General features: G+C 64.6%; 21 protein-coding genes. 18 read left to right on the forward strand and 3 right to left on the reverse strand.

From position 1 onward, the window contains the following. The first annotated feature begins 330 nt into the window (after positions 1 to 330). From ACQP0C_RS12740 to ACQP0C_RS12780, 9 genes are all read left to right on the forward strand, one after another. Complete coding sequence (locus tag ACQP0C_RS12740; RefSeq protein ID WP_433733121.1) at positions 331 to 1,473, forward strand: GAF domain-containing protein; 1,143 nt, start codon at positions 331 to 333, stop codon at positions 1,471 to 1,473. A 69-nt stretch (positions 1,474 to 1,542) separates the two neighbouring features. Then, the gene (locus tag ACQP0C_RS12745) at positions 1,543 to 2,553 is read left to right on the forward strand and encodes a conjugal transfer protein (protein WP_433733122.1); all 1,011 of its coding nucleotides are present in this window, start codon (positions 1,543 to 1,545) and stop codon (positions 2,551 to 2,553) included. A gap of 16 nt (positions 2,554 to 2,569) precedes the next feature. Further along, positions 2,570 to 2,839 (forward strand): hypothetical protein, encoded by a 270-nt coding sequence (locus tag ACQP0C_RS12750; protein WP_433733123.1) that lies wholly within the window; start codon positions 2,570 to 2,572, stop codon positions 2,837 to 2,839. Then, positions 2,839 to 3,375: a hypothetical protein gene (locus tag ACQP0C_RS12755; protein WP_433733124.1), complete on the forward strand. Its 537-nt coding sequence runs from the start codon at positions 2,839 to 2,841 to the stop codon at positions 3,373 to 3,375. Before ACQP0C_RS12750 ends, ACQP0C_RS12755 begins: the two co-directional genes overlap by 1 nt. Continuing rightward, complete coding sequence (locus ACQP0C_RS12760) at positions 3,375 to 5,903, forward strand: ATP-binding protein (protein WP_433733125.1); 2,529 nt, start codon at positions 3,375 to 3,377, stop codon at positions 5,901 to 5,903. The genes ACQP0C_RS12755 and ACQP0C_RS12760 overlap by 1 nt, the downstream gene beginning before the upstream one ends. Further along, positions 5,900 to 8,479 (forward strand): hypothetical protein, encoded by a 2,580-nt coding sequence (locus ACQP0C_RS12765; protein ID WP_433733126.1) that lies wholly within the window; start codon positions 5,900 to 5,902, stop codon positions 8,477 to 8,479. The genes ACQP0C_RS12760 and ACQP0C_RS12765 overlap by 4 nt, the downstream gene beginning before the upstream one ends. 140 nt (positions 8,480 to 8,619) lie before the next feature. After that, entirely contained in the window at positions 8,620 to 9,441 is an 822-nt protein-coding gene (locus ACQP0C_RS12770) for a hypothetical protein (RefSeq protein WP_433733127.1), read from the forward strand. Positions 9,442 to 9,875: 434 nt separating this feature from the next. Next, positions 9,876 to 10,976: a DUF4226 domain-containing protein gene (locus tag ACQP0C_RS12775; RefSeq protein ID WP_433733128.1), complete on the forward strand. Its 1,101-nt coding sequence runs from the start codon at positions 9,876 to 9,878 to the stop codon at positions 10,974 to 10,976. Beyond that, a complete protein-coding gene (locus ACQP0C_RS12780; RefSeq protein WP_433733129.1) occupies positions 10,976 to 12,160 on the forward strand; it encodes a transglycosylase SLT domain-containing protein in 1,185 nt (394 codons plus the stop codon). Before ACQP0C_RS12775 ends, ACQP0C_RS12780 begins: the two co-directional genes overlap by 1 nt. An 18-nt stretch (positions 12,161 to 12,178) precedes the next feature. Here ACQP0C_RS12780 and ACQP0C_RS12785 read toward each other — a convergent pair whose 3' ends face one another. Beyond that, positions 12,179 to 13,216, reverse strand: a complete 1,038-nt coding sequence (locus ACQP0C_RS12785) for a DUF4226 domain-containing protein (RefSeq protein WP_433733130.1) — start codon at positions 13,214 to 13,216, stop codon at positions 12,179 to 12,181. A gap of 736 nt (positions 13,217 to 13,952) precedes the next feature. Here ACQP0C_RS12785 and ACQP0C_RS12790 point away from each other — a divergent pair. Genes ACQP0C_RS12790 through ACQP0C_RS12830 form a run of 9 tightly spaced genes read left to right on the forward strand, consistent with a single transcriptional unit; the run spans position 13,953 to position 22,493 of the window. Then, positions 13,953 to 14,609 (forward strand): hypothetical protein, encoded by a 657-nt coding sequence (locus ACQP0C_RS12790; protein ID WP_433733131.1) that lies wholly within the window; start codon positions 13,953 to 13,955, stop codon positions 14,607 to 14,609. A gap of 14 nt (positions 14,610 to 14,623) precedes the next feature. Continuing rightward, positions 14,624 to 16,348, forward strand: coding sequence for a hypothetical protein (locus tag ACQP0C_RS12795; protein WP_433733132.1), 1,725 nt, complete (start codon positions 14,624 to 14,626; stop codon positions 16,346 to 16,348). A 28-nt stretch (positions 16,349 to 16,376) separates the two neighbouring features. Continuing rightward, positions 16,377 to 17,879, forward strand: coding sequence for a PPE domain-containing protein (locus ACQP0C_RS12800; RefSeq protein ID WP_433733133.1), 1,503 nt, complete (start codon positions 16,377 to 16,379; stop codon positions 17,877 to 17,879). Beyond that, positions 17,876 to 18,226, forward strand: a complete 351-nt coding sequence (locus ACQP0C_RS12805) for a hypothetical protein (protein WP_433733134.1) — start codon at positions 17,876 to 17,878, stop codon at positions 18,224 to 18,226. The genes ACQP0C_RS12800 and ACQP0C_RS12805 overlap by 4 nt, the downstream gene beginning before the upstream one ends. Beyond that, on the forward strand, positions 18,223 to 18,957 hold the full coding sequence (locus ACQP0C_RS12810; RefSeq protein ID WP_433733135.1) for a hypothetical protein: 735 nt from the start codon (positions 18,223 to 18,225) through the stop codon (positions 18,955 to 18,957). The genes ACQP0C_RS12805 and ACQP0C_RS12810 overlap by 4 nt, the downstream gene beginning before the upstream one ends. A 9-nt stretch (positions 18,958 to 18,966) precedes the next feature. After that, the gene (locus ACQP0C_RS12815) at positions 18,967 to 19,320 is read left to right on the forward strand and encodes a hypothetical protein (RefSeq protein WP_433733136.1); all 354 of its coding nucleotides are present in this window, start codon (positions 18,967 to 18,969) and stop codon (positions 19,318 to 19,320) included. Positions 19,321 to 19,349: 29 nt separating this feature from the next. Beyond that, positions 19,350 to 19,661 (forward strand): hypothetical protein, encoded by a 312-nt coding sequence (locus ACQP0C_RS12820; protein WP_433733137.1) that lies wholly within the window; start codon positions 19,350 to 19,352, stop codon positions 19,659 to 19,661. A 7-nt stretch (positions 19,662 to 19,668) separates the two neighbouring features. After that, positions 19,669 to 22,245, forward strand: a complete 2,577-nt coding sequence (locus ACQP0C_RS12825; protein WP_433733138.1) for a hypothetical protein — start codon at positions 19,669 to 19,671, stop codon at positions 22,243 to 22,245. 32 nt (positions 22,246 to 22,277) lie between these two features. After that, the gene (locus ACQP0C_RS12830; protein WP_433733139.1) at positions 22,278 to 22,493 is read left to right on the forward strand and encodes a hypothetical protein; all 216 of its coding nucleotides are present in this window, start codon (positions 22,278 to 22,280) and stop codon (positions 22,491 to 22,493) included. Here the strand turns inward: ACQP0C_RS12830 and ACQP0C_RS12835 are convergent. After that, positions 22,465 to 22,890, reverse strand: a complete 426-nt coding sequence (locus ACQP0C_RS12835; RefSeq protein WP_433733140.1) for a hypothetical protein — start codon at positions 22,888 to 22,890, stop codon at positions 22,465 to 22,467. The two genes, ACQP0C_RS12830 and ACQP0C_RS12835, sit on opposite strands and share 29 nt — an antisense overlap. 13 nt (positions 22,891 to 22,903) lie before the next feature. Continuing rightward, complete coding sequence (locus ACQP0C_RS12840; protein ID WP_433733141.1) at positions 22,904 to 23,119, reverse strand: hypothetical protein; 216 nt, start codon at positions 23,117 to 23,119, stop codon at positions 22,904 to 22,906. Positions 23,120 to 23,297 lie beyond the last annotated feature (178 nt).

Consider the following 23,297-nt stretch of genomic DNA (forward strand, 5'->3'; position numbering starts at 1 on the left):
GTGCCGTCACCGGGTTGCGCGGCCGGGTGTCCGATGTTGTCCCGAAGCCGTCGCGTTTCGGTGTTACCGCAGGTCGCACGGCATTGTTGCGCGATCGATGGCGCACGTATGTGGCTGGAAACGCCTGTGCCGCCGTTCATCTTGTCTTAGGACTAGGTTAAGAAACCGGCATTCGGTTTGCTCCGTCCGGTATGAATCACGAGACTTCAACCAGGTGAACTTGTTCCTGACGTGTTGATTGGACCGCTGAACAACGGTACATTGAACATGTCACGATCGTGGCTCATCTGAGTCACGAATCCGGAGGAACGGCTGGTACGGGCGAGCGAGATGCGTAGCGACGCAGTAATCCCATGGGTGACCATAGAAACGTTGACGCCAGATGTGATGTCGGTGGCGTCGGTGGGGGAAGCACCGCGTGAGTTCGCGGGCTGGCCGCGGGTTCTGCAGCGGCTGTTTGCGAAGATGCCCGCGATCTATGACAGCCTGACAACCGCGCGGTTGGCCGCGGCCATGCAGGCGGCGCGGGATCAGGCCGAGGATGTGGATCTGCAGATCCCGACCCGCTCGGGGCCGTACGAACTGAAGATCCGGCCGGTATTCGGGCCGGCGGGCGATGTGCACGCGGTCCGGCTCTGGCTCGGCCCCGCTGCTGCGCAGACGCCGGAGTTGCGTCCCGCGGTGGGCGTGATCTGGGATCTGAATTCGCAGACCATTCAGCAGCCCATCGGCGTCACTCGGCTCTCCGGCAGCGCGCCGGAGGAATACGTGCCGAGGATGTCGATCGCGGAGTTGTTCCACCGGATGACGGCGTTCGATCGGCACGCCGAGGTGCTCGATCTGCTCTACGAACCGAAGCCGGGGGACAAGCTGCAGTTCGATGTCTCGGTGCCACACGGCTCCGGCCGAGCCGGGCGCTGGCGCGTGACCATCCGTGCCCGTGACGACGAGCGGACCCGAGGCGCCTGGTGGCTGATCGAGGACATCTCCTCCGACGATCAACCCGCGTCGTGGGCCACGCTGGAGCGGGTTGGGTTGCGTGAGGCGCACCGCCGCGCCGGGACCCATTTGGCGGTAGTCCAGCTCGAACACACCAGTATTTCGCACTGGCTCACCGATCCGGCGCCATGGGTGCGCTGGGACTATCTGTTCCAGCCGATCGACGTGTTTCATCCAGACGATCGGGTCCGGTTGATCGAGCTGGGCGATCGACTGCGAGCCGGAGAAACCGCCGGAGTTACGATGCGGGTCCTCAACTACGGTGGCGGATACACGCCGACATCCTTGCTGCTCTATCCGTATCCCGGATATTCGACTCGGCAGTTGGCGATCGCGCAGTTGGTGCGGGTCGCCGATGATGTGCCCGTGCTGGAGCCGCATCAGCAGGCGATCGAGCCGGGTACGCCGGTCGGTTACGACGATCAGCTGCGCCATTGGCTGGTCGACCGTATGAAACGCAGCCCCGTCTTCTGATTGTCGTTATTCCCAGGCGCGGGAACAGGTAGGCAATTGGGAGCGGTCCGGCTCTCTACCATTTCGAGAGTGCGGACATCGACTGGCAGGCAGGCAGATTCGGGCGAGGAATTACTTCGCCGGATGGCCGCCCGCCGCCGCCGCGACAATGCCATTGTCGCCGTCATCGCCGTGCTCGCGGTCCTCGGCGGTGGCCGAACCATCCTTGGCTGGTTCGCCGATGAGCCGGCCGCGAAGTCGCCGGACACCATGTCGAGCGCAATCATCGGCCATGCCCGGCTCGCGGAGTCGTTCGCCGAGGACTTCGTGGTCACCTACTTGAGCGCCTCCTCCGGACAGCAGGAACGCCTCGGCGAATACGTCGGTGCCGGACAGCAGATCAGCCTGCCCGCGACCGGGCGACAGGTGTCCGATCCGATCGTCGTGTTCACTTCGCGCAATCTGAGCACCGACGCGTTCGACGTCTGGTCGATCACGGTTTCGGTCCGGGGTGCCAAGGCTGGAGCCGGTGCCAGCGGCAATCGCGAGTACTACCGGGTCGCGGTCTCGGTGGCAGCCGACGGCAGGCGCCGCGCGCTGGCGGTGCCCGCAGCCGTCGAACCACCTGGGCGTGGCATCGATCTGGTACTGGGATATCAGAATCCATGTGGCGCGGAATCGCCGTTGGCACAGGTGGCTTCCGGATTTCTGTCGGCGTATCTCACCGCCTCCGGCGATATCGCGCGCTACACCGTGCCGAACTCCGGTATCTCGGCACTGCGGCCCGCGCCCTTCACCTCGGTGGAGTCCACAACGGTGTCATCCGACGAGGGCGGCTGCGGTGTGGGCGGATCGAATGCCCGCGTACTGGTCACGATCAACCCGAAGACCGCCGGCGGTGTCGCGCCGACCCTCGCCTACCCCCTGACGATGATCCAGAACGCCGGGCAGTGGCAGGTGGAGTACCTGGATTCGATGCCCGAATTGCGCGAGCCCATGACTGTCGTCGCCGCCGACCAAGGGTCGGGCGGCGCCCCAACCAGCACAGCGACCACAGCACCGAGTTCGGCGGTGTCGATCCCACCGGCGACACAGAACTGAACAGAAAGGCACCATAATGGGTAGTCAGATCAGCATCATCCTCTATAACGGGCTGATATTCATCCGTTGGGCGGGGATGATCATCATCGTCGGTGGCGGCTTGGTCATTTTCGTCTCCGAGGGGGTCAAGTCGAAGTTTTCGCCGGGCAAGCTCATCGGCGTTGCTGCCTCGGTGCTGCTGGGGGTAGTGCTGTTCTGGACATTGCCCACCCTGGCCAACTACGTACGTGTCGACACCAATACCCGTATCGTCCAGGATCAACCGATCGGTGGGGTGTACCGCTAGTGGCCCAAGTCGTCAAGGTGTTCACGCCGATCAAACGGGTCCCCACCATGATCGGCAAGGCTCAGAACGGGCAGAAGCTCCCGTTCGGGCCGTACACCTTGCCGCAGATGGTCGGTGCCGGGGTGCTCATGGTCATCACCTCGGTGCTGGCCATGACACTGCCCGCGAACCCCGCCATCAGCTTCGTGGTGGGCTTGGTGATCACCGTCGTCACCGTCGTCGCACTGGGGTTGGTGCCGTATACGGGTGTGCGATTGACATCTCGGATTCTGTGGATCGGCCGGCTGATCGTCATCCGCAGGCCGGTCTCCGCCTCGGGCATGCCCGTCGGCGAGGAGTCCGGGCGGCACACGCTGTTCGTCGAGGAGAGCGTGGTGATCTTGCTGCCCGATCGCAAGGTCGCCGCGATCGATGACCGCGCGGCGGTAGCAGTACTGGCGAGTGAGCGTCCGCTCAACATTCTCGAAAGATGGAGCAAGGCATTGCCGCCGGTGGAAGACAGGGGCAATGGCGCGTTACCCGGAGGGCGGAACTGATGGCATTCGAACGAGATCTGCAGCCGACCGCCGCCATTCGCGGGCATCTGCAATTCACGCACGGCGGTCTGGTAACGGCCAACTACTTCATCAACCCGCTGGGCTACGGGTTGCGCAAGGCGAGTGACAAGTTCGATGTCAAAGCGGCCCATCATTCGCTGATCAATAGTCTGCCGAACGGTTCATTGCTGCTCGGTATCCAGGCTCGCCTCAACACCCTCGACGTGCTGAGCAAAATGGTCGAGGGCGTTGATCTGGACGAGTGCGAGGATTACGCCACCGAGGTGGTGTCCTCCTTCGAGCGGGTGCGTGCGATTCTGCCGCAGACCCGGATCTATCTGTTGTCGATCCCGGTCGGGGCCAGCAATTCGGGTATTTCGGCATTGTCGCGGATGTGGCGTGGCACCACCACGACCATCGATGCCGCCGCGCTCTCGCGTGCCGACCTGGATGCTTACGACGAGAAGGCCAATGAGATCCTCTCGCGCATCGGCGGCGACTTCGACCCGGTTCCCGTGCCTGCCGCGCTGTTCCAATGGTTGTGGGAGCACTATCTGAGTCGCGGTGCGGTGGGCGATCCGGTCGCCCCGACCCGGGCCGGGGTGCTCGACGATGCGACATCGGCCGTCTTCCGGTCGGCTGCCCTGGACGAGGGCGCACAGGCCGACAGCAATCGACGCATCCGCCCGTCCTTCGTGCCGGTGATCAAGGTGGTGCAGCCGGATCTGGTTTTTCAGCCCTCCTACCAGGCGGTCCTGACTCCGCGTGCATTCCCCTATGCGGGCATGTCCTTTCCCGGTGGCAGTGAATTCCTCAGCGTGCTCGAGGGCATGCAGGACGTCACGGTCGACTGGGGCATGCGGATATCGACGAAACCCGCGGAGCAGGTGCTCAAGAACAATGAGCTGAGTCTGCGGCGGCTGGGTGAGCAGATGGACCAGCGGGATCAGGAGGTTTCCTTCGCGCAGAACACCCTGATGTCGAAGGCGCAGATGCTGGGCGAGTACAACCAGCATTTCGAGGTCAATGGTGGTGAATCCGAGGTGTCTTTCACCACCGTTATCGCGATCGGCGGAGCGTCGCGCGATGCGACCACCGATGCGGTCAACACTCTCAAACGTCGGTACCGGCGCTTCAATGTGGAGATGACCGCGCCGGTCGGCGCGCAGGTGGATCTGTGGTCGATGCTCATCCCCGGCAGCCCGGCGCGGCGAGCGTACGACGATTTCGCGCATATTGTGCCCTCCGATATGTGGGCAGGTTTCGTGCCGTTCACCACGAGCCAGATCGGCGATGACAGTGGACCGGTAATCGGGGTCAATCTGTTGTCCGGCAATTTCGAGCCGATCCATTTCGGGATCATGGAAGCGGCGCTGCACGACCTGTCCGCGTCGTTCGCGGTCACCGGTGAGCTCGGCTCCGGCAAGTCCTATTTCTTGAAGCTCATGGCCGTGCTGGTCCACGATATGGGCGGGCAATTCCTGGCCATCGATCGCAGTCAGGTCGGTGAATGGGAGCATTTCGCGTCCTCGATCGATAATGCGGTCGTCATCGATCTGGCCAATCCGACGGTGTCGTTGGATCCGCTGCGCCTGTTCGATCCGCGGATCGCGGGGGAGCGGGCGCTGGATTCGATTCTGCCGCTGCTGGATTTGTCGCCGACATCCGGTGCCGGCGCGGCCGCCAGCAATCTGCTGACACCGAGAGGGATTGCCGAGCACGGCATTCGGAGTCTGCTGGACTTCTTGCAGGTCGTACGGCGGCTGCGGGACACACCCGGGGTAGGGGAGGACTACGCCGATCTGGCGGCCCGGCTCGGGACCGTGGTCGATCGGGTTCCGGTGCTGTTCGATCCGAAACTGCGCCCGCTGCGGCTCGATGCCGCGGCGACGGTGGTACGCAGCCACAATCTGGCTCTGCCGACGGCGGAGGAACTCACCACCCCGCACCTGTACAACCGGTTGCCGCTGACCAAGCGTCTCGGCACCGCGCTCTATGAACTGGTCGGCGTTGCCGCCAGGGAAGCGTTCCTCACCGACAACGGCAGATTCGGTCTGCTCGTCGGCGACGAGGCGCACCATTTCACCCAGACCCAGGTCGGCTCGGCGGTGACCTCGGACTTCAGTCGCGACGGTCGAAAGCATTTGGCCGCAATCGGATTGGCGTCGCACGATCCGGCGACCGACTTCCAGGGCGCGGCGCACAATCTGATTCCCAACCGGTTCGTCTTCCGACAGCGGGATGAAACGCTGGCCCGCAACAGCCTGGAATGGCTCGGCGTCGATCTGGAAGAGGCGCCGTTCTTGCTGCAGGTTCTGCGTGAGGAGACCTCGCCCCCGGTTGGTCAGGGGCGGCAGGTGCCAGAGGAGCGACGCGGCGAGATGTTCATGCGGGATGCGCTCAACCGCATCGGCCGCGGCAAGGTGCTCGGTCCGGCGCGGGAGGATCGGGCCGAGGCGATCAGCAGCACACCCTCGGGGAAGGGTGCTGTGCGCTCCGCATTACCGCAACGTCAGGAAATCGTATGAGACTCCCGGCCACCGTGCCCACCTGGTCGCGCGCGTGGCACGGCTCCGATCTGGGGCGCGAACTGGAGTCCTGGGACCCGGTCCGCTGGCAGCCGACGGTGCTCGCGCACCGATGTTGGCTGTGGATTACCGCGACCCGGCGCCGACGCTGGATCTTCTGGGGGTTGGTCGCATTCTTCGTGCTTGTTGTGATGCCGGTCGCGCTCGGTGCGGTGGCCGGCGCGCAAACCGACACCGACACCGCGCGGTCCGGCGGTAACAGCGTGCTGGGTGCTACGGATATGCGGGATTCTTACGGGGTCCCGGTGTGGCAATATACGTACGTCACGAGGGACGAAAGCATATGGCATCCGATGACAACCGTGTGGGGGGCGGTCCTCGGCTTTATGTGCGCGTTGTTCCTTCTTGTCGTGGTCCTGCCGATCTGGGCGTTCGATTCAGCGATCGACCTGAGTTGGCTCGATTGGATCCGCGCACCCTTGTCCGGGGCCGCCGGAAGCTTGACTGCTCAGATCGCGACGACGGCGATGTTCTTCTTCTTCGTCACGCTCGGCTCGCTCATCGTTGCCTACTTCGTTGCTCGCGGGTTTTTCGCCAAGGCTTCGTTCCAAGTGGCGACCTTGCTCATACTGGCGAGCCTGAGTGCGCTGTTCCTCAGAGATCCACTGGAAGAAGTGTTTTCCCCGCACGGCATGATGGCCCAGGGGCGTGATGTCGGCCTTTCCGTGGCGGCGGGCCTGAACGGCGACAACCATGCAAATCCCTCCGCGGTTGCGGAGACCATGCAGGAGAACATGGTCGACAATTTTGTGCGCCATCCGCTGCAGGTTTGGAATTTCGGTCATATCGTCGACCAACGGCCGGGATGTGCTAATGCGTGGTCATCCGGCATATTGGCTGGCAGTGACAGCCAAGTCAAGAAGGGGCTGAAGGCCTGCAACGATTCCGCTGCAGCGTCGGCCGCGGACAATCCCGGTATGGGCCAGGTCGGTGCCGGTCTGGTGCTACTGTTTTTGATGTTGTTCGGGATCATGCCTTTCTTCGGGTATATGGCCATCAAGATCGTATGGTCCGGGCTGGACTCGATCTATTGGGGATTCATGGGTCTCTTCGGCTTCGCCGCGGGTGGCTACGTGTACGGCCCGACGCAAACATTCACAATTCGCAGTGTCGTCCATGGTTTCTTTTCGTTCTTTCGGATGGCCGCTGAAATTATTTTTGTCTCGGTCGTGGCATTGATCGAGAACGAGATGTTGAAACAGGCGAAAGGCCGCGAAACCGCGGTATTGTTCATCACCGCGGTAGTGATGATAGTCGCCTTCCTGCAGGCGAAACGCTTCACCGCCAACCTCGATCGTGGCAATGAATGGATTGCCAACCGCTTCGCACTGGCCGTTCAGAATGGTGGTTCGCGGGCTGGCGGGGGGTCCGGAGGCGGTGGGACCGCACTCGGCATGGGGCAATTCGGTGCAGGCCACAAGATGTCGGGTATGGGGATGTTGGCCCTGATGGGTGGCGCGAGCACGATTGCCAACTCGCCGTTGACCGAATGGATGATGATGGGATTGCCCGGATCGTTCCATCCGCAATCCAGGATGAAGAAGGCGATGGCGAAGGCGCAGGGCGGGGTGTGGGTCGACGAGGGGCGGTTCGGTGGGGCGCGAGGCTGGTATGCCATGTCATATATGAACCGGGAGTTTTTTTCGCGAACGGCTGCGGAAGAAGCCGAGGCGTACGGCGGATTGGACACATACTTCGGAAACGCCGGTGCTGCATACGGTGTTATTCGAAGAAATGGTGGCAGTTCGGGCGATGCATTCGGGGCAATGCTCGGTGCCGGTGCTCAGGATGAGAGAATGGCGAGAATATCGGCCAATTCGGTCGAGACCATCAGGAACGCCGCGGCCGCCACTCCGTTGCGGGATGCCGACTTGTCCTTCGTAGCCGCTGCGGTGCACCAGGTCGAGAATTCATCTCGACTGGTGGTCAGCGGAACTGGTACTCCGGCGCAGAGGCAGCGCTACGTCGAAGAGACGGCAGCCCACATCGGAACCTTGGAGCAGGCGGTTCGGGAGTACCGTGCGTTCAGATCGGGTGGCGTCGCCCTCGATGGCGGTGCCACAAGCGGATACCGACCACAGCTCCATTACGTGCAAGAATACATGAATCTGATTTCCACCGACCCCCATCGCGCGGGAAGGATGATGCAAGCCCTGGAAGAGGTTGCGGTAGGTACGCCGTACAATAGGAATCCGACGAACCCCCTTGTAAACGAGAGGATGGCGTTGCGGCTGGCTAACGTGGATGCAGACACGGCGGTTCGTATGAAGCAGTGGATTGTTAACGAGAATGCCTTAAATTTGGAGACTGCCTTCGATAATCTCAGGGGGGATGTAACAAATGTGCAGTCTCATCGTAATATGCGGGACGCGGCCCACACTGCCACCAGAGTGCGTTACCAGATGGAAGGCGGGACCGGAGCTCTACCGGTTATGGTAACGCCGAGTGGCGGAAATCCCGCTAATCCGAATTGGGGACCAGGCATGGCTCCGGTGAACCGAGCGATCGGGAATTAAGTCGCCATACAGGAAAATAGATTGCTCGACCTGCGCCGAGAGGGTATTCGATGATTAATCGCCTGGTAATCTTCGCGATGATCCCGGGGTGGGCGTGGGCTCTACTCTTTTGCGTGGTTGGGGTGTGCGGGGTGGGGGGGATGCTTATGACGCTGGCGGGGAACACCTCCACGTCGGCCGCCGCGGATCTGCACTACCAATGCGATAGTGCCGTCGGTCCGGATCCGGCCGTCACGACGACGTCGAGCGCAACCACCTCGCGCCGGGCAGCCGACACCATTCCCGAGTCCGAGGTGCCTACCACCAACCCGTATGCCGAGTGGACCATCGCGCCCGATGACACCGATGCCTCGGACTGGCAGCGTTCGTGCGCGTCCGCGATGCGATCGGCATCGTGGCAGCTGCCGCCGCTGCAGACGGTCAATACCGGGCTCGCCGTCGAGTGCGCGCGGCAATACGCGCTGGCGGTAGCCCGCAACCCGGCGACGCTCGAACCCGGCCGCAATGGAGCGCCGGGCACCGTCGATGCCGCGACATTGTCCAAGAGCGTCATCGACGCGGCATCGGGTGCGGCGATGACGGGGCAATGTCTCCAGGCGGCCGCGGGCACCGGGGGCGGCGCGGTCGGCTCGTCGTCGGGTGCCACGATGCCGCGAACCGAGTCGCCCCAGGTTGCCTGCGGGCGGCCGTCGAGTTCGACAACCACCGCTCGGTCGGCCGTCGTGCTGCCGAGTGCTATTGCCGCTCAGGGTGTTTGCGGACAGCGAGTCGACGCGGCCGCCGTCTCGCCAGGGGATCTGGTCTTCTGGGACTACCGGTCCAACGCCCCCACACGTGTCGGTGTGGCCGTCGACGCAACCCAGATCATCACTGTCGATCCGGATTCGGGGCAAGTCGTCGAACAGGTGCTGCCGACCGGAGGTGATGTTCGGGTCAAGCGGGTGTTGAAGGGGGATTCGTGACCAGTCCGTTGGTGTGGGACGCGGGGGTGGAGCCGGCTGGCGATGATGCGGATGCGGAGGCGGGTTCCGGGGATGGTGCCCTAGCTGGGGTAGTAACGCCCTGGACGCGAAAAGCTCGAGAGGGATCGAGTCCCGGACTGGGTGCGCCGGGGCTGCCGGGGGCGGGTTCGGGTGGGAATTCGCAAGCGCCACAGCAGGGTTCGGACCTGGAGAATAAGCCCGCGATGCCTGGTCAGGCTCCGGCTGGTTCTGGTCAGTTTGGTTCGGGTAAGAATGTAGTGCCTCCGGCGGGTGCTGGCGCGCCGGAGGCGGTTGCGCCGGGGGCTGCGGGACAACAGCCCGCGCAGGCTCCGGCTCAGGCGGCGCCCGCACAGAGCGCGCCTGCGTCGGCGGGTGCGGTGGCGCCGAATACCTCTCGGACCACTGATGATTCGATGGCCGCTGATCATGGCGGTGGGTTGTTGGATCCGGAGACGCTGACCGCGTTGGCGCCGACGGCGATGATGGCCGGGGCGATGATGCTGCCGATGATCGCCTCCGCGCTGGCCGGACTCGGCGGGGGCGGATCCGGTTCCGGTAGTGGGGGTTCCGGCGGCGAGAGCGGGGAGAGCGGCGGGCTGAGCCCCGAAGCTCAAAAGGCCGTCGAAGTCCTCAAACAGTTGAAAGACGTCTACGGCTCCGGCGGTACCGGCGGCTCCGGCGGCTCCAGCGGCTCTGGAACCCCCACCGGTGGAAAGAAACTCGGCTCCACCACGACCAGCGGCAGCACCGCCAGCGGAGCTACTGCGACCAAACTCAGGGCGCACCAGCTGTATCAACGCAACGCCGCCACCGCGTTCAACAACCTCGACAACGACCTCGTCAACTACATGCGCTCCATGGCGGGCAACCACAAGATCGACAAGAAGGCCGTCATCGCCCTGCTCCGCGAGGTCGACACCCAACTCGCCGAAATCGGTTCCGCCGCCTACACCAAAGCCGGACAGCAGAAAGTCCACCAGATCCTCACCAACGCCCTGGCCAAAGCCGCCAAAATCGTCTCCGGCGGCAACGCAGCCGCGACCGGCACCGCCGCCGAAATCAACCGCCTCACCAACCAATACATCTACAACCTCGCCGGACGCGAATACCAGGCGGCAAGCAGCAGCGGCGCCACAGGTACCACAGCGGCGGTCGGCGGCACTGTTGGGCAATGGATTCAGCAGGCGCTGCAGGTACTACAGCAGATGGGGTACGACATCAGCAAAATCGACCCCGAAGCCATCGCGATCATCATTCATTACGAATCCGGTGGTAATCCGAACGCCATGAATCTAACGGACAGCAACGCCGATAACGGGACTCCATCTATCGGACTGATGCAGACCATCGGGCCGACCTTCAATCAATGGGCAGTGCAGGGGCACACCAATATTCGCAACCCCGTCGACAACATCGTCGCCGGCGTCCGCTATGCCATCAATCGGTACGGATCCGTACAGAACGTGCCGGGTGTCGTAGCGGTCCGCAATGGTCGACCGTACGAACCGTACTGATGCCAGCGGGACGGGAAGTGCCGGAACCGAGCGTCGACGATGCCCGGGACGCTCGCGGTGGGATCGCAACGTCCGAACCCCGCCGCAACACTGCCGCGGCGGCCCGCGGCGGCGCGGTGCGTATGCCGCCGTCGCCGTCGGTCGGTGCGGCCACCTCGAGTTCCGCGGCCACCGCAGTGCGCGGCCAATCGGCAAGCCCGCTGCCCGGATCATCCACTCCGCCAGCCACTTCGGCCGTTGGCGGCGGATCGGATCTGGCCGCCGCCGCTGGTGCCGGTCCGCTGGCGGCAGCGGCGATGGGCGCATTGGCGTCGATCTCCGCGCAGTACGGTGACGGAACACCGAGGTCCGACACCGGGCAGCCGAACGCGCCGCCGCTGGTCGGCAATGGCGCGCCTACCGGGCCAGTGCTTTGGGACGGTGCTTTCGGGTCGCAGTATTCGGCCAACAGGCAGACCGGCACTCAACACAACGATGCGTTGGGCAACCTGAATGCGGAACTCGGCCGAATCCTCGGCGGTGCCGCCGCTGACACCATCCAGGGGCGGGCGGCGATCGCCTCGATCATCGCCGAGGCCGATGCCGCGTTGACCGCGCTCGGTGCGGTCGGAAATTCCGCCGCGACCCAGCGTCAGGTGATGGTCGCACTCGGTGATGCCCTGCAGCGGGCCGGAGCGGTGCTCGGAAACGGGCAAACGACCGCGGCGGTTTCGGCCGAACAGATTGCCGCACTGGCCAATCGGTATGTCCAGGACTCGGGGCGAGCCCGACCACAGGTGTATCTGTCGCGCGCCGCCAGCGGCGGTCCACCGAGTACACAGCCCACCGGTGAAGTGGGCCAATGGATCAATACGGCCTTGCAGATCCTGCACCAGAACGGCTATGACATCAGCCAGATCAACCCCGCCGATGTCGCGGCGATCATCCAGCACGAATCCGCGGGCAATCCGCACGCCATCAACGGCTGGGACAGCAATGCCGCGGCCGGACATCCCTCCAAGGGGTTGATGCAGACCATCGATTCCACCTTCAATGCCCACGCCCTGCCCGGACATCGCGATATCTGGAATCCGGTCGACAACATCATCGCCGGGGTGCGGTACGCCATCGACCGCTACGGTTCGGTCGCCGATGTCCCCGGCATCGTGAAGTTGCACCACGGTGGCGCGTACGTAGGCTACTGAATCCGTGGTGGATTCGGATCAGCTGAAGCGGCTGGCGTGATAGCTGCGCGGCAGGTTTGTCACACGGACGTTCAGACCGGTGCGTGGCGCTTCGACGCATTGCCCGTTGCCGATGTACATCATGACGTGGCCCGGGTTGCCGTTGTTGAATTCGGAATCCGGGAAGATCAGATCGCCGGGGCGAATATCGGCGGGGTTGACCTTGGGGAGTTGGCGGTACTGGTCCGCGGCGACTCGTGGAATGTTGACTCCGGCGGCTCTGGCCGCGTATTGCATGAGTCCGGAGCAGTCGAATGACCCAGGCCCTTCCGCACCCCATACGTACGGGTCGCCCTGCTGGGCCATTGCCACTGCAACCGCCTGCTGCGCGGCCGCCGAGGTGGCGCCGCTGCTGCTTGCCGCCTGGTATTCGCGTCCGGCGAGGTTGTAGATGTATTGGTTGGTGAGGCGGTTGATTTCGGCGGCGGTGCCGGTCGCGGCTGCGTTGCCGCCGGAGACGATTTTGGCGGCTTTGGCCAGGGCGTTGGTGAGGATCTGGTGGACTTTCTGCTGTCCGGCTTTGGTGTAGGCGGCGGAACCGATTTCGGCGAGTTGGGTGTCGACCTCGCGGAGCAGGGCGATGACGGCTTTCTTGTCGATCTTGTGGTTGCCCGCCATGGAACGCATGTAGTTGACGAGGTCGTTGTCGAGGTTGTTGAACGCGGCGGCGGCGTTGCGTTGATACAGCTGATGGGCCCGCAGTTTGGTCGCGGTCGCCCCGGACCCGGTGCCACTGGAGGTGGTGGAGCCGAGTTGTTTTCCGCTCGTGGGGGTTTCGGAGTCGTCGGTGTCGCCTTTGCCGTAGACTTCTTTCATTTGTTTGAGCACGTCGATGGCTTTTTGGGCTTCGGGGCTCAGCCCGCCGCTCGCACCGCCCTCGCCATCGGAACCCCCACTACCGGAACCGGATCCGCCCCCGCCGAGTCCAGCCAAGGCGGAGGCGATCATCGGCAGCATCATCGCCCCGGCCATCATCGCCGTCGGCGCCAACGAGGTCAGCGTCTCCGGATCCAACAAACCACCACCGTGATCAGCGGCCCTCGAATCATCAGTGGTTCGAGACGTATTCGGCGCCACCGCACCCGCCGGAGCCGCCTGGGCCGGGCTCTGCTGTGCGGGCGCCGCCTGCGCTGGTGCGGGCGCACCCTGCTGCCCCCCGGCACCCGCCCCAGGCGCAACCCCACCCGCCGCCGGAGGTGCCACCCCCTTACCCGAACCAACCTGACCAGAACCAGAACCGGCCGGGGGCTGACCAGGCACCGCACTCTGACCACCTGGATCCGCCGTCGACCCCGGCCCGCTGCCACCCGGCGTGGTAACTCCGGGCTGCCCCGACTGGCCGCCATCTCTCCGCCCCAACCGAGTCCACGGTGTCGCCGACTCCGATGACGAATCTCCCTCGCCCGCATTGGGATCCGTCTCCGGATCGAATTCCGGATCAGCGACGACCGGCTCCGCCCCTACCGCCGGGCTCGTCATAGCGCACCGTCCAGCCACAACCGCGTGCGCGAGTCGATGATGACGCGAGACGCCCCAGATGGGCGGGGACGAGGACTCATCCGGCGCTTCCTCCTCGAACGGTCACCGAGAAACTCCGTGGCGGCCACGGAGTTTCGGGCACAGCGGTGTCAGTCTTCCGAGGATCCATCCTGGCCGCTGCGACGGCAACACCGGTTCCCATTACTGGGAAGCGTCAACAATGGCTTTGACGAGTTCGGTCGCCGCTGGGCGGCGGTGCAGAAGGAGTGAGCTGATGTCGTGGTGGAAGACCGCCCTGTCCACAACCGTCAGTGTCGCGCTGCCGATCGTGGGCAACATGATCGTGCCGGGTGCTGGTGGCATCATCGGTGGCGCGGTCGCCAACATTGCTTCGGACGCGATCAATGGGAAGATTCACGGCGTCACTGACGTTCTCACCTCGGCTGGCGAGGGTGCGCTGTTCTCAGGAGGGGCCGGTAAGATCGTGCGAGCGGCGGGTGCGCCTATGCTCGGCGGGGCTGCGCGGGCACTGTTCAGGAATAGCCCTAACGCCCTCGCCGGTGCTTCGGTTGTCACCCGAAATGCGCTTCGACGAAGCCCGATCAGCTTTGGGGCGCGGGTTGCCAATAACGCACGCGCCATGATCCCCCGTCTACGTAATCAAAATTTCCGGTATCCGATGCAAACGGCCGGACAAGTGGCCGGCTCCTACCTTGCGACCAGATTCGATATGCCCGGCATGCCCGGTGGGGGTTCCGGCGGCGGCGGTGGTGGTAATGGTGGAGCGGATACCGCGCTCAAGGTGATCCCTACTCGTCCTGCGGGGGCGGATATGCAGGGTAGATACTACGGGGACAAGAATTCGAACGCGATAGTTGGAGATTATAACTCGGAAGGTCAGTCGCAGCAGGCATGGCCGGTGCTGTCATGACAGAGGCTCCAGATATGCCCATCCTCTGGGTTCCGGATGATCAACGCGAAAAAGGTTATCCTGAAGGAAAAACTTACAATATATCGTCGACCACAAAGAACCTTATAGATAAGGACCTGCTGAACTTAGTTATCCCCTGCTGGAAGGCTCAGGGCAGTGGGAAGACATCCGATATGCCGGATCCTGGCGAGGTGAAGCAGGTTGCCGAGATCAATATGAGTCAGCTGAGATCTGGGGCCATCACCAATTATCAGCAAAAAAACAGTGAACTCAAGAGTGATTTCGCTGGTCTGCGGTCCGAGGTCGTGGCAGCGATTAAAACGACAAAGGGCGTTAAAGAAGACCTCGTGGAATATAACGGCTACATGACTGACGCGATAAACACCCTGAGCGGTTATGCCGAAAAGCCACCAGACAATGGCATGACGATGGACGCGTGGATCTTTTCCTACGTTTCGGACGGGATCCAGCATGTAACGAAAGTCTATAAGGACGCTTTGGCTAAAATGTCCGACAGTGCCACCAAGATCAATGAACAGACCAAGACAATCGCCGAGTTGACGAAGAAGGCAAAAGATTCGGACGCGCGGGCCGATAAGTTCGAAAAGGAACTAGAGGAGCTGAAGAAGAAGGGTACCGGTACCGGTACCGGCAATGGGAATGGCAACCCTTATGATCCGGGCCCGGCCCAGCCGGCCGGCAATGGCAACGGCAACGGAACGGGCACCGGAGCCGATGACGCCTGGAAACCGATCGACCTCGGTGCGGATGGCTCCAGTGGTGACGGCTCGTCGAACGGCACTGGCACCGGCACTGGCACTGGCACTGGCACCGGCGGCTCGGATGGCACGGGCACCGGGTCGGGTTCGACCGGGTCGGGGGACTCCAGCTACCCCACCAACACCACCCCGGCCGCGGCATCCTCCCCGTACTCCGGGATGGATACGGGCGTCGGCTCCTCCGGCTTGAGCGACATGATGAACCAGCTCGGACCATGGATGCAGCAGCTCCAGCAGCAGGAGATGATGCGCCGCATGCTCGACCAGAACAACAACCCGTATGGCCAGGTCCAGCAGCAGCCGACCGTCGCGCAGCCCGCCTCGGCCGCCCCACAAGCCCAGGCGCAGACGCCCGCGACGACCGCATCCGGTACCCCCGCGTCGTCGACGACACCGGCTCCCGGCACTTCCTCGTCGCAGACCGGTCAAGGACAGCCCGGTGGTCCGGTGCCCGGCCGCACTGCAGGCACCGACGGCAAGGTCGACTACCCCTTCCCCAACGGCGAAGTGCAGCGGGTTTGGGCGGTGGCCGCGCTGGGACTGGATGCCGCCTTCGGCAACCAGGGCGGCACCGACGCGCAGGCCGCCTATGAGAAGACACCGGCGAAGTGGTCGGACAAGAAGCAGATCGGCAAGTCTGTCGATCCGAACGACATGACGACCGGCGATGTCGCCGTCTGGAAGGATCGCACGGCCGTGGTTGCGAAGTTCGGCACCCCGGAGGCCGGCGGCAGGCTGGAGGCCATTATTGCTGGCAAGCTGCAGGAGTTGACTTCCGACAACTTGCACCAGTTGTCGGACACCGCTGGGGAGTTCGGCGAATTCTCCGGATTTTTCCACCCGGCTGGCATCGAGGCGCCTGTGGCGGGCGACCAGTCCGGCCACGCGCCCGGCGGTGCCCCGACGGGCGACCAGTCCGGCACGTCGGTGCTCGCGGCCACGGGCGGGGCGCCTGTCTGAGCATGCGCCCGGGTGAGAGGAGGCAGTGATGGCGTTGGACGTCAATCCGGCGGAACTCGCCGCCGCGGCGGCGAAACTCGCCGCGCTGGCGCACGCCACCGGGCAGTCGCTGCCCACGGGCTGGGTGCTGCCCGCGGGCAGCGACCCGATTTCGGCCGAGGCGGTTCCGCAGCTCAATGCCCACGCCGCCAACCTGTTGAACGGAATGTCGGGTGTGCTCAGCGAGATTCACAAGACCGCGCAGAAGCTGGGCGCGGCGGCGGCGGATTACACCGTCGCTGACGACGAGGGTGCGCGCACCATAAACGGCAGTGGCGGTGAGGTATTGGCCAATCCCGTCGCGGAGCCGGCGCCGCTCGCGGTGCGGCAGCCGCCGGATTTCAACCTGCCTCCGGCCGGTGCCAGCATCGATCCGCTGACCATGGCGAACCAATTGCGTGGTGGCCTCGGCACGGGTCCGGCCAACAAACTGTCGGCGGATGTCCGAGGCTTCCTCGGTGGCTTCCACCCGGCCGCGCTGGCCGGCGTGGACGAGGCCACGCAAGCGATGCAGCATTGGGTTCCGGTCGGTTCGGCCGCGGCGTCGGAATTGACCAAACATCGCAGCTGGCTCGATGAACTCGGCGCCGGGCTCGGCAAGCTGGTCGATGGCATCGATACCTACAGCAATGCCTTCACCACGGCGAAGGCCAAACACCCTACGCCCGAGGAGATCGTCGCCGCGCGCCAGGAACTGTTGAAGGCGATGCGCTCCAAGAACGAGCTCGGTATCCAGGCCGCGCTGGCGAAGTTCCAGGAGCAGAACGCGCGCTCGGCGGAGACGATCACCGATTACGCCACCACGGTCGGTTCGAAGAACGCGGAAAACGCGGGTTCGTCGAAAACTGGTTCGGACAAGGGCAGTTCGAACGGTTCGGGCGACAGCAGCCAGATGCTGAGCAGTCTGGCTTCCATGTTGCCGACCATGATGAGTTCGCTGATGTCTGCCGGTATGCCGCTGCTGAATCAGAGCAGCAACAACTCGACAGAGGGGCTGGACGAATACGGCTACGGCGACTACGGATCGACCGACTACGGCGCACTGACCGGTGGCGGTTCGACCGGCGGTGTGACACCGATCTCCGACATCACCAGCGCGATCAATAGTTCGGGGACGAGCGCGTCGACCGTCGCGGTCGGCCCGATGCCGATGGTCGGTTCCTCGGGCAGTACCGCGAGCGGCTCGTCGAGTCTGCCTCGAACGCCGGTGATCGAGCCGTTGTCGGCATCGTCGGCTGCCGGGGCGCGCGCCGCGGGTACCGGTTCCGGAATGATGCCGTATATGCCGATGTCACCGGGCATGGGTGGCGCGGGCAGCGGCAATAACGAACGCAATCGCGTGGTGGCCTGGCATCCGGATCGGCTGATGTATGTCGACGACACGCCGCATACCGAACAGGTGATCGGCGAGAAGCCGTCGATCGCGCCGACCGTGACACCGCCGACGCCGTCCCAGCCCAGTCAGGCGTCCCAATCCGGAGGTTCCGCATGAGTGATATCCACCCCGATGTGCAGGCGGCGCTCGATGCCGCGCGCGAACTGCGCCATAAGATCGCCGATCTGCGCGAGAAGATCGATGGCATCCGTGCCCGGCGGCCTTCGCCGAGCGGAGCGGTGATTCCGGAGGTCGATGCCATGGGACGGCTGGTCGGGCTCTACCTCGCTCCGGGCACCGTCGACCGGTTCGAAAGCGATGAACTGGTCACCGAGATCGTCACCGCGATCCGGGAGAGCACTGCCGACGCGGCACGTCAGTACGAGCAGCTCATGGACCGGGATCCCTGGGCCGATGAACCAGAACCGGAACCGGCCGCCGCGACCGCGGAGCAGGCGTCATGAGTGATGGCGATGGCGTCACCGTCGCCGATACCGTCCGGTGGTTGCATCGCGAGGGGCTGGTCCGACTAGCCGGGGTCGCGGATCGCACCCCGGATCTGCTGTGCGCGTACGCGATCGATGTGTCGACGGGGACGGTGAACGCGCATCCGGTCACCGGAGTAGGTGTCGGTTCCGATGTCATCGCCCTCGCCGCGGACGATCTGCCGTATCCGGCCGGTTCGCCGAAGCGGTTGGTGGTTGTCGGCGTCACCAGTGCCGACGCCGTGTTGGTCGTGGATCTTTCGGCGACACTGACCATTTCGATCAATGCCGACAATCCGGAGCAGGCGGCCCGTTCCTGGGTGCTGCAGCTGTTGCTGAATCCGGATGTCACGCTGACCACCAACAGTTCCGATCTGGCGGTGGCGGCCAGTGACCGCTGTCGGCAGAGTTTCATCCCCGGCAGCGGCGCGACGATCCTCAATGTCGACGATCAATTTCCCCCGGCCACAACGATCACCCTCAACCCGACAACGGACGGGCCGGATCACCTGGACATCGCGCCGGATGGCACCGGCGAGATGTATCTCGGGACGCGATTCTGGCAGTTGAGTCAGGTCATGACCATCGGTGACGTCGCCTGGAATGCGTTGGCGCAGCAGCTGTCCGCCCCCGACGATCCGGTTCCGGACAGACCCGCCGCGGGCCCGCCCGACCGAGTGATCGCGCCCGGCACCGTCGCACGCACCTAGGAGTAGCCGATGACCGAATTCAATGATCTGTATCCGGAGGACCTCGACGATGTCCCGCCGCCGGATTGGCGCACCCTGATCTACGAGGTGTTCAATCCGGACCACACCGTCGGTGTCGCCTGCGGTCGCGACGGCGAGGTCGTCGGGCTGCACATCACCGACGATGCCAGGGACAACGGGGACGCCTGGCTGGCCGCGGAAATCGTCCGGCTCGCCCGGTTGGCGCATATGAAGTCAAGGGTCGGCCTGCGCGCCGAGATGGAGTACAACGGCACCCGCCCGTACACCATCGATTCGTTCGATCTGCCCACCGAATCCTCTTATCGGGCAACCGAGATCGCCGAATTCGGCACCACCTCCTGACCGCAGGAATCTTTCAGACAGGACCCGCCATGACCTACATCCTGGATATGGACGACCCGGACGATGTGACCGCGATTCACGGTCGACACTTCGGGATCGTGACCTCCAGCACCGGTCAGGTCAATGCGACCACCGGTGCTTTCGTGTTGCAGCACAAGCCGGTGTCGGAGCTCGATCACCGGAGCGTCGAGGTGCGGGATCTGATCCTCGGATGGTTCGGAAACAGGATCGATGACTTGAACAGCCATGCCGGTTCGATGTACCGGTATGTCGTCGAGACCAACCAAGCCCTCCACGGTGCCGATGTCGCGGGCGGTGCCCAGGTATCCAGGTCGATCTGATTTCCGGATGGACCCGGAAGAGCGCAACAGTCCGTACTGGAAGGACATTGTCGGCGAGAACTGGCCGGAGATCTCGCCGCGTGAGTGGCGTGCGCTGGAGTCATCGGCGCGTGACGGCGCGGAGGCCTTGGATCCCGAGGAGGCCGATCGCGCTCGCCGGGCCTTCGAAGACAGTGTCCGATCCAGTGCCGGATTGGATCCGATCAAGGACGATCTGCGCGCCCAGCAAGGAACACTGCGAGGTTTCGTCGATGCGCTCGTGGCCACCGCCGACACCTTCGGGCATATAGCCGGAATCGTTGACCGGACGCGCACCCGGATTCTCGATATCGTCTACGGCGCGGACCGCGAAATTCGCGCTGTTCCCGAGAAGGTCTCCGACGATGACGGCGACGGCTCGACCGCTGATGAGGAACGCGCCGAGGTCAAGAGGATCATCGCAAAGGCTCGGGCCGAGGTCGCCGATGTGGCGGCGCATGCGCTGACTCTGATCGGGCCGGGTGGCCTGCCGGAGTTGGCGGCTATCGCAGCGGCGTTGGGGCAGCCGGGGCCGTGGGAACGGCGATCCTCTGGCGGACCCGGAAATCGCGGGCATTCGGAGCCGCACGCGGGGCATGGGCCGCGGCATCCCGGAACTTCGCACCAATTGCCGCCCGGTCCTCCCGGCAGGCCCCATGGCTGGCGGTTGCCGGATGGCCAAGGCGTGCCCAGGATTCCGGCATTGGATGCGCTGAACCGGCTGTTCGATCAGCTCGGGCTGCCGCGCCCGTTCTCACCGCTACCCGGTGGTGATCTCGGCGGACCGCACGGACCGCAAGCACCGGGCGGCACCGACAGCACGCTCGCGACACAGCCACCGACGGGCCCGCAGCCGGATAACGCGCCGCAGGTGCAGGCGCCGAGCGCGCCGTCGACGGGGATGGGTGCGCCCGGGTACGGGTCGGCGCCCGACTCTGTGCGGGGACCGCAGCATATCGGTGAATCCGCGGGTGCCGCGGACGCGGGCGCATCCCACTCGGGCTCGACGACTTCCGGTGACGATGGCTCGACATCGGCTGCGGCGGAGACCCGCTCGACGTCGGAGAGCCATTCCACCGATCGCGACGTGATAGGTACGGCGTCGAAGGCCGGTACGGATAGGCCGCTGGGGGCAGAGCCCGATGGCGAACACGCGAATTCGGCACCGGGAGGCTTGCTCGGATCCATGTCGGGCGCGTTCGCGGGTCCGGTAGCGCCGCCACCGGTCATTGGGCCGCCGCCGATTACGGCACCGCCCACTGGCGCGCCACCGGCCACGGCGGGTCCCACCGCGGGTCCGTCGGCATCAGGGGCGGACACGCGAGCGCCCCAGGGGGTCGATTCGCGATTTTCCGGTGCGGGACCACGAGTTTCGGCGGGACCACCATCGGTGTCCGGTGTTTCGGCCCCGGGTGTTTCGGTACCGCCCGGCAAGAACGCGCCCCCGCCGCGTCCGGCCCCCGGTGTTCCGGTCGAGTCAGATGCGGCCGCCGAGGAATCCGAAAAGCCTTCCGGCAGTGACCATCTGCGCAATGCGGTCGGTGCCGCGATGTTCGCGGCGGCCGCCCCCACCTTCATGGTCGGTGAACGGGTCGACGGCGATCTCGCACTGGCGCGCACTCTGCTGAGCAGCCTGCTCGCGGCGGCCGAGTCCGCGGCACTCGGCACGGCCTGGGCGGTGTCGGTTATGCGACATCCCGGCGGTATCGGCGCGTTCGTCACCTCGAACGAGGGGCAGGGATGGTTGCCCGCGCGGGTGTACCTGCCTCGAGAACTGTCGACGCCGTGGGTGTGGTCGGTTTCGGATGCGGCCTGGGAAGGGATCGCCGATCCGGGTCGCGTGCTCGCGGAATTCGCATTGGCCTGGGGCAAGAAAACCGGGGCTCGGCTGACCGCACTGGCATCCTCGTTACCGATCGAGGACGCGCTGAGCCGACAAATGGGCGACGTTCCGACAGCAGGTTCGGTCGGCGCCGCCGCGATGATGGATTTCGCGGGTCCGGCATCGGGTTTGGTGGACCGGCTGGAGCTGGTCGGCGCACCGCAGCTGCTGGATCGGGCTACATCGGTGCCCGCGGACCGGATCGGTTGGCGCTGTGTGGAACTCGCCGTGGACGCGCATGCGCGCACCGCACGGCTGGGACCGAATGCCGCGACCGCACTCGGGACGGCCGCCGTGCGCGAGCGGATCCTGCAGGCATTCCGGCAGGCCAAACCGGTTCCGGCGCAGTGGTGGGATGAGCTGCGCGATGCCGATGATCTGGTGGTGGCATCCATGTTGCCGCTCAAGGCGGATGTTTCGCGAGTTCCATTGGGCGAGTTGCGATCGGAAACCGCCGCTGGCCGCTCCGCGTCGGATGCGTCGGTCCTGCGGTCGATGCTGTTCGAACGGCGCTGCGACGAATTGGTGCTGCTGCTGGCCGAGGAGTCGACCAGGCAGCGCCTGCGCGATGCGATCTACGCGCACGGACAACTCGTCGATCATCCGGCCTTCACGCAAATGTCTTCCCAGACACCGCCACCCGCGCCGCGCCGCTCGTCCGTCACTGCCCCTCCGACGAGATGATTCCCGGGACCTCGGCACCATAGTGCGGATTATTGCAGTGGATCGTCGACTTCTCCGCCGCCGTGGTGCTCGGGCTGATCGCGGTGCTGGCGCTGGTTCCGGTCACCCGAGCCGATCAGGTCCGCGCCATCGACCAGCTCGGCACCGTGACAGCCGCATTGGGTTGCGGTGCGCTGGCTTTCGGACTCATCGATCAGCACATGGTGATCGGTGTCTTGGTCAGTATTCGACTTCGGTCCAGGGAATGACGATGGGGAACGGGAAGTCGATGGCGATACCGTCCGGGTTCTCGTGGGTCCATTCGCCAGCGAGGATGTAGTTGGCGGCGCGCAACGGGTGGACACCATCCGGCAATTGGGCGTGCCCGATGTCGAGGCCGTAGGCGCGCACTGTTGCGATGGCGCTGGCTGCACGGTCCAAGGTCACTTCCCAGTACCACGGAATACCGGAGCCCGCGTAGCGGCCTTTCTTGGCCTCGATATCGGTTTGCGTGTTGGTCGGGGACAGGACCTCCCCGACCAACACGACGTCAGCGCTTCGAAGATCCTGGTACGGGGATCCGAGGCACCGGTGTACGAGAAAGTCGGGTGTCAAGAAATCGGACTTGCCGTTGCGCCCGAGGAAGATGTTTGTCTCGGTGGTCACCCGCCAATAGGGCTCAGGATGCTCCGACATGGTTTTTTCGCGCGCAGCGTTCGATTGCGCTCCAGAGACGGTTCGAGAAGGTCTGGTGCTCGGCAGGGCCGCGGCGCACCCACACCACGCGTCCGTTCCACAGCTCGATCTGCTCGGCGATCTCCTCGGGGAGTCGCTCCAGCTCCGCCCAGGTCATGTACTCGGGAAGGTCCGGACGCTCGATGCGTGGCGGGGACATGCCGCAATGGTAGTCGTCGAGGGGCAGTACTCTTCACGATCACAGCGTGCCCAATCGCGCGGGCCGGGGCCCCAGAGCGAGGTCGGGCATGGTGTCGGTCGCGGCGATCGGGGCGATGATCGCTTCATTGCGTTGCTGCGCGAGGCGCGTAACAGTCGGTCCCGCAAGTTCTATGCGT

It is taken from the genome of Nocardia sp. CA-129566, from assembly GCF_050956075.1.
Taxonomy (GTDB): Bacteria; Actinomycetota; Actinomycetes; order Mycobacteriales; family Mycobacteriaceae; genus Nocardia.

Bases quoted from the DNA above. Each gene is read 5' to 3' on its own strand.
- ACQP0C_RS12775 (WP_433733128.1), top strand. From the start codon at position 9,876: ATGGCCGCTGATCATGGCGGTGGGTTGTTGGATCCGGAGACGCTGACC.
- ACQP0C_RS12820 (WP_433733137.1), top strand. From the start codon at position 19,350: ATGACCTACATCCTGGATATGGACGACCCGGACGATGTGACCGCGATT.
- ACQP0C_RS12840 (WP_433733141.1), bottom strand. From the start codon at position 23,119: ATGTCCCCGCCACGCATCGAGCGTCCGGACCTTCCCGAGTACATGACC.
- ACQP0C_RS12810 (WP_433733135.1), top strand. From the start codon at position 18,223: ATGAGTGATGGCGATGGCGTCACCGTCGCCGATACCGTCCGGTGGTTG.
- ACQP0C_RS12760 (WP_433733125.1), top strand. From the start codon at position 3,375: ATGGCATTCGAACGAGATCTGCAGCCGACCGCCGCCATTCGCGGGCAT.
- ACQP0C_RS12815 (WP_433733136.1), top strand. From the start codon at position 18,967: ATGACCGAATTCAATGATCTGTATCCGGAGGACCTCGACGATGTCCCG.
- ACQP0C_RS12740 (WP_433733121.1), top strand. From the start codon at position 331: ATGCGTAGCGACGCAGTAATCCCATGGGTGACCATAGAAACGTTGACG.
- ACQP0C_RS12805 (WP_433733134.1), top strand. From the start codon at position 17,876: ATGAGTGATATCCACCCCGATGTGCAGGCGGCGCTCGATGCCGCGCGC.
- ACQP0C_RS12780 (WP_433733129.1), top strand. From the start codon at position 10,976: ATGCCAGCGGGACGGGAAGTGCCGGAACCGAGCGTCGACGATGCCCGG.
- ACQP0C_RS12800 (WP_433733133.1), top strand. From the start codon at position 16,377: ATGGCGTTGGACGTCAATCCGGCGGAACTCGCCGCCGCGGCGGCGAAA.
- ACQP0C_RS12795 (WP_433733132.1), top strand. From the start codon at position 14,624: ATGCCCATCCTCTGGGTTCCGGATGATCAACGCGAAAAAGGTTATCCT.
- ACQP0C_RS12750 (WP_433733123.1), top strand. From the start codon at position 2,570: ATGGGTAGTCAGATCAGCATCATCCTCTATAACGGGCTGATATTCATC.
- ACQP0C_RS12765 (WP_433733126.1), top strand. From the start codon at position 5,900: ATGAGACTCCCGGCCACCGTGCCCACCTGGTCGCGCGCGTGGCACGGC.
- ACQP0C_RS12825 (WP_433733138.1), top strand. From the start codon at position 19,669: ATGGACCCGGAAGAGCGCAACAGTCCGTACTGGAAGGACATTGTCGGC.
- ACQP0C_RS12790 (WP_433733131.1), top strand. From the start codon at position 13,953: ATGTCGTGGTGGAAGACCGCCCTGTCCACAACCGTCAGTGTCGCGCTG.
- ACQP0C_RS12770 (WP_433733127.1), top strand. From the start codon at position 8,620: ATGCTTATGACGCTGGCGGGGAACACCTCCACGTCGGCCGCCGCGGAT.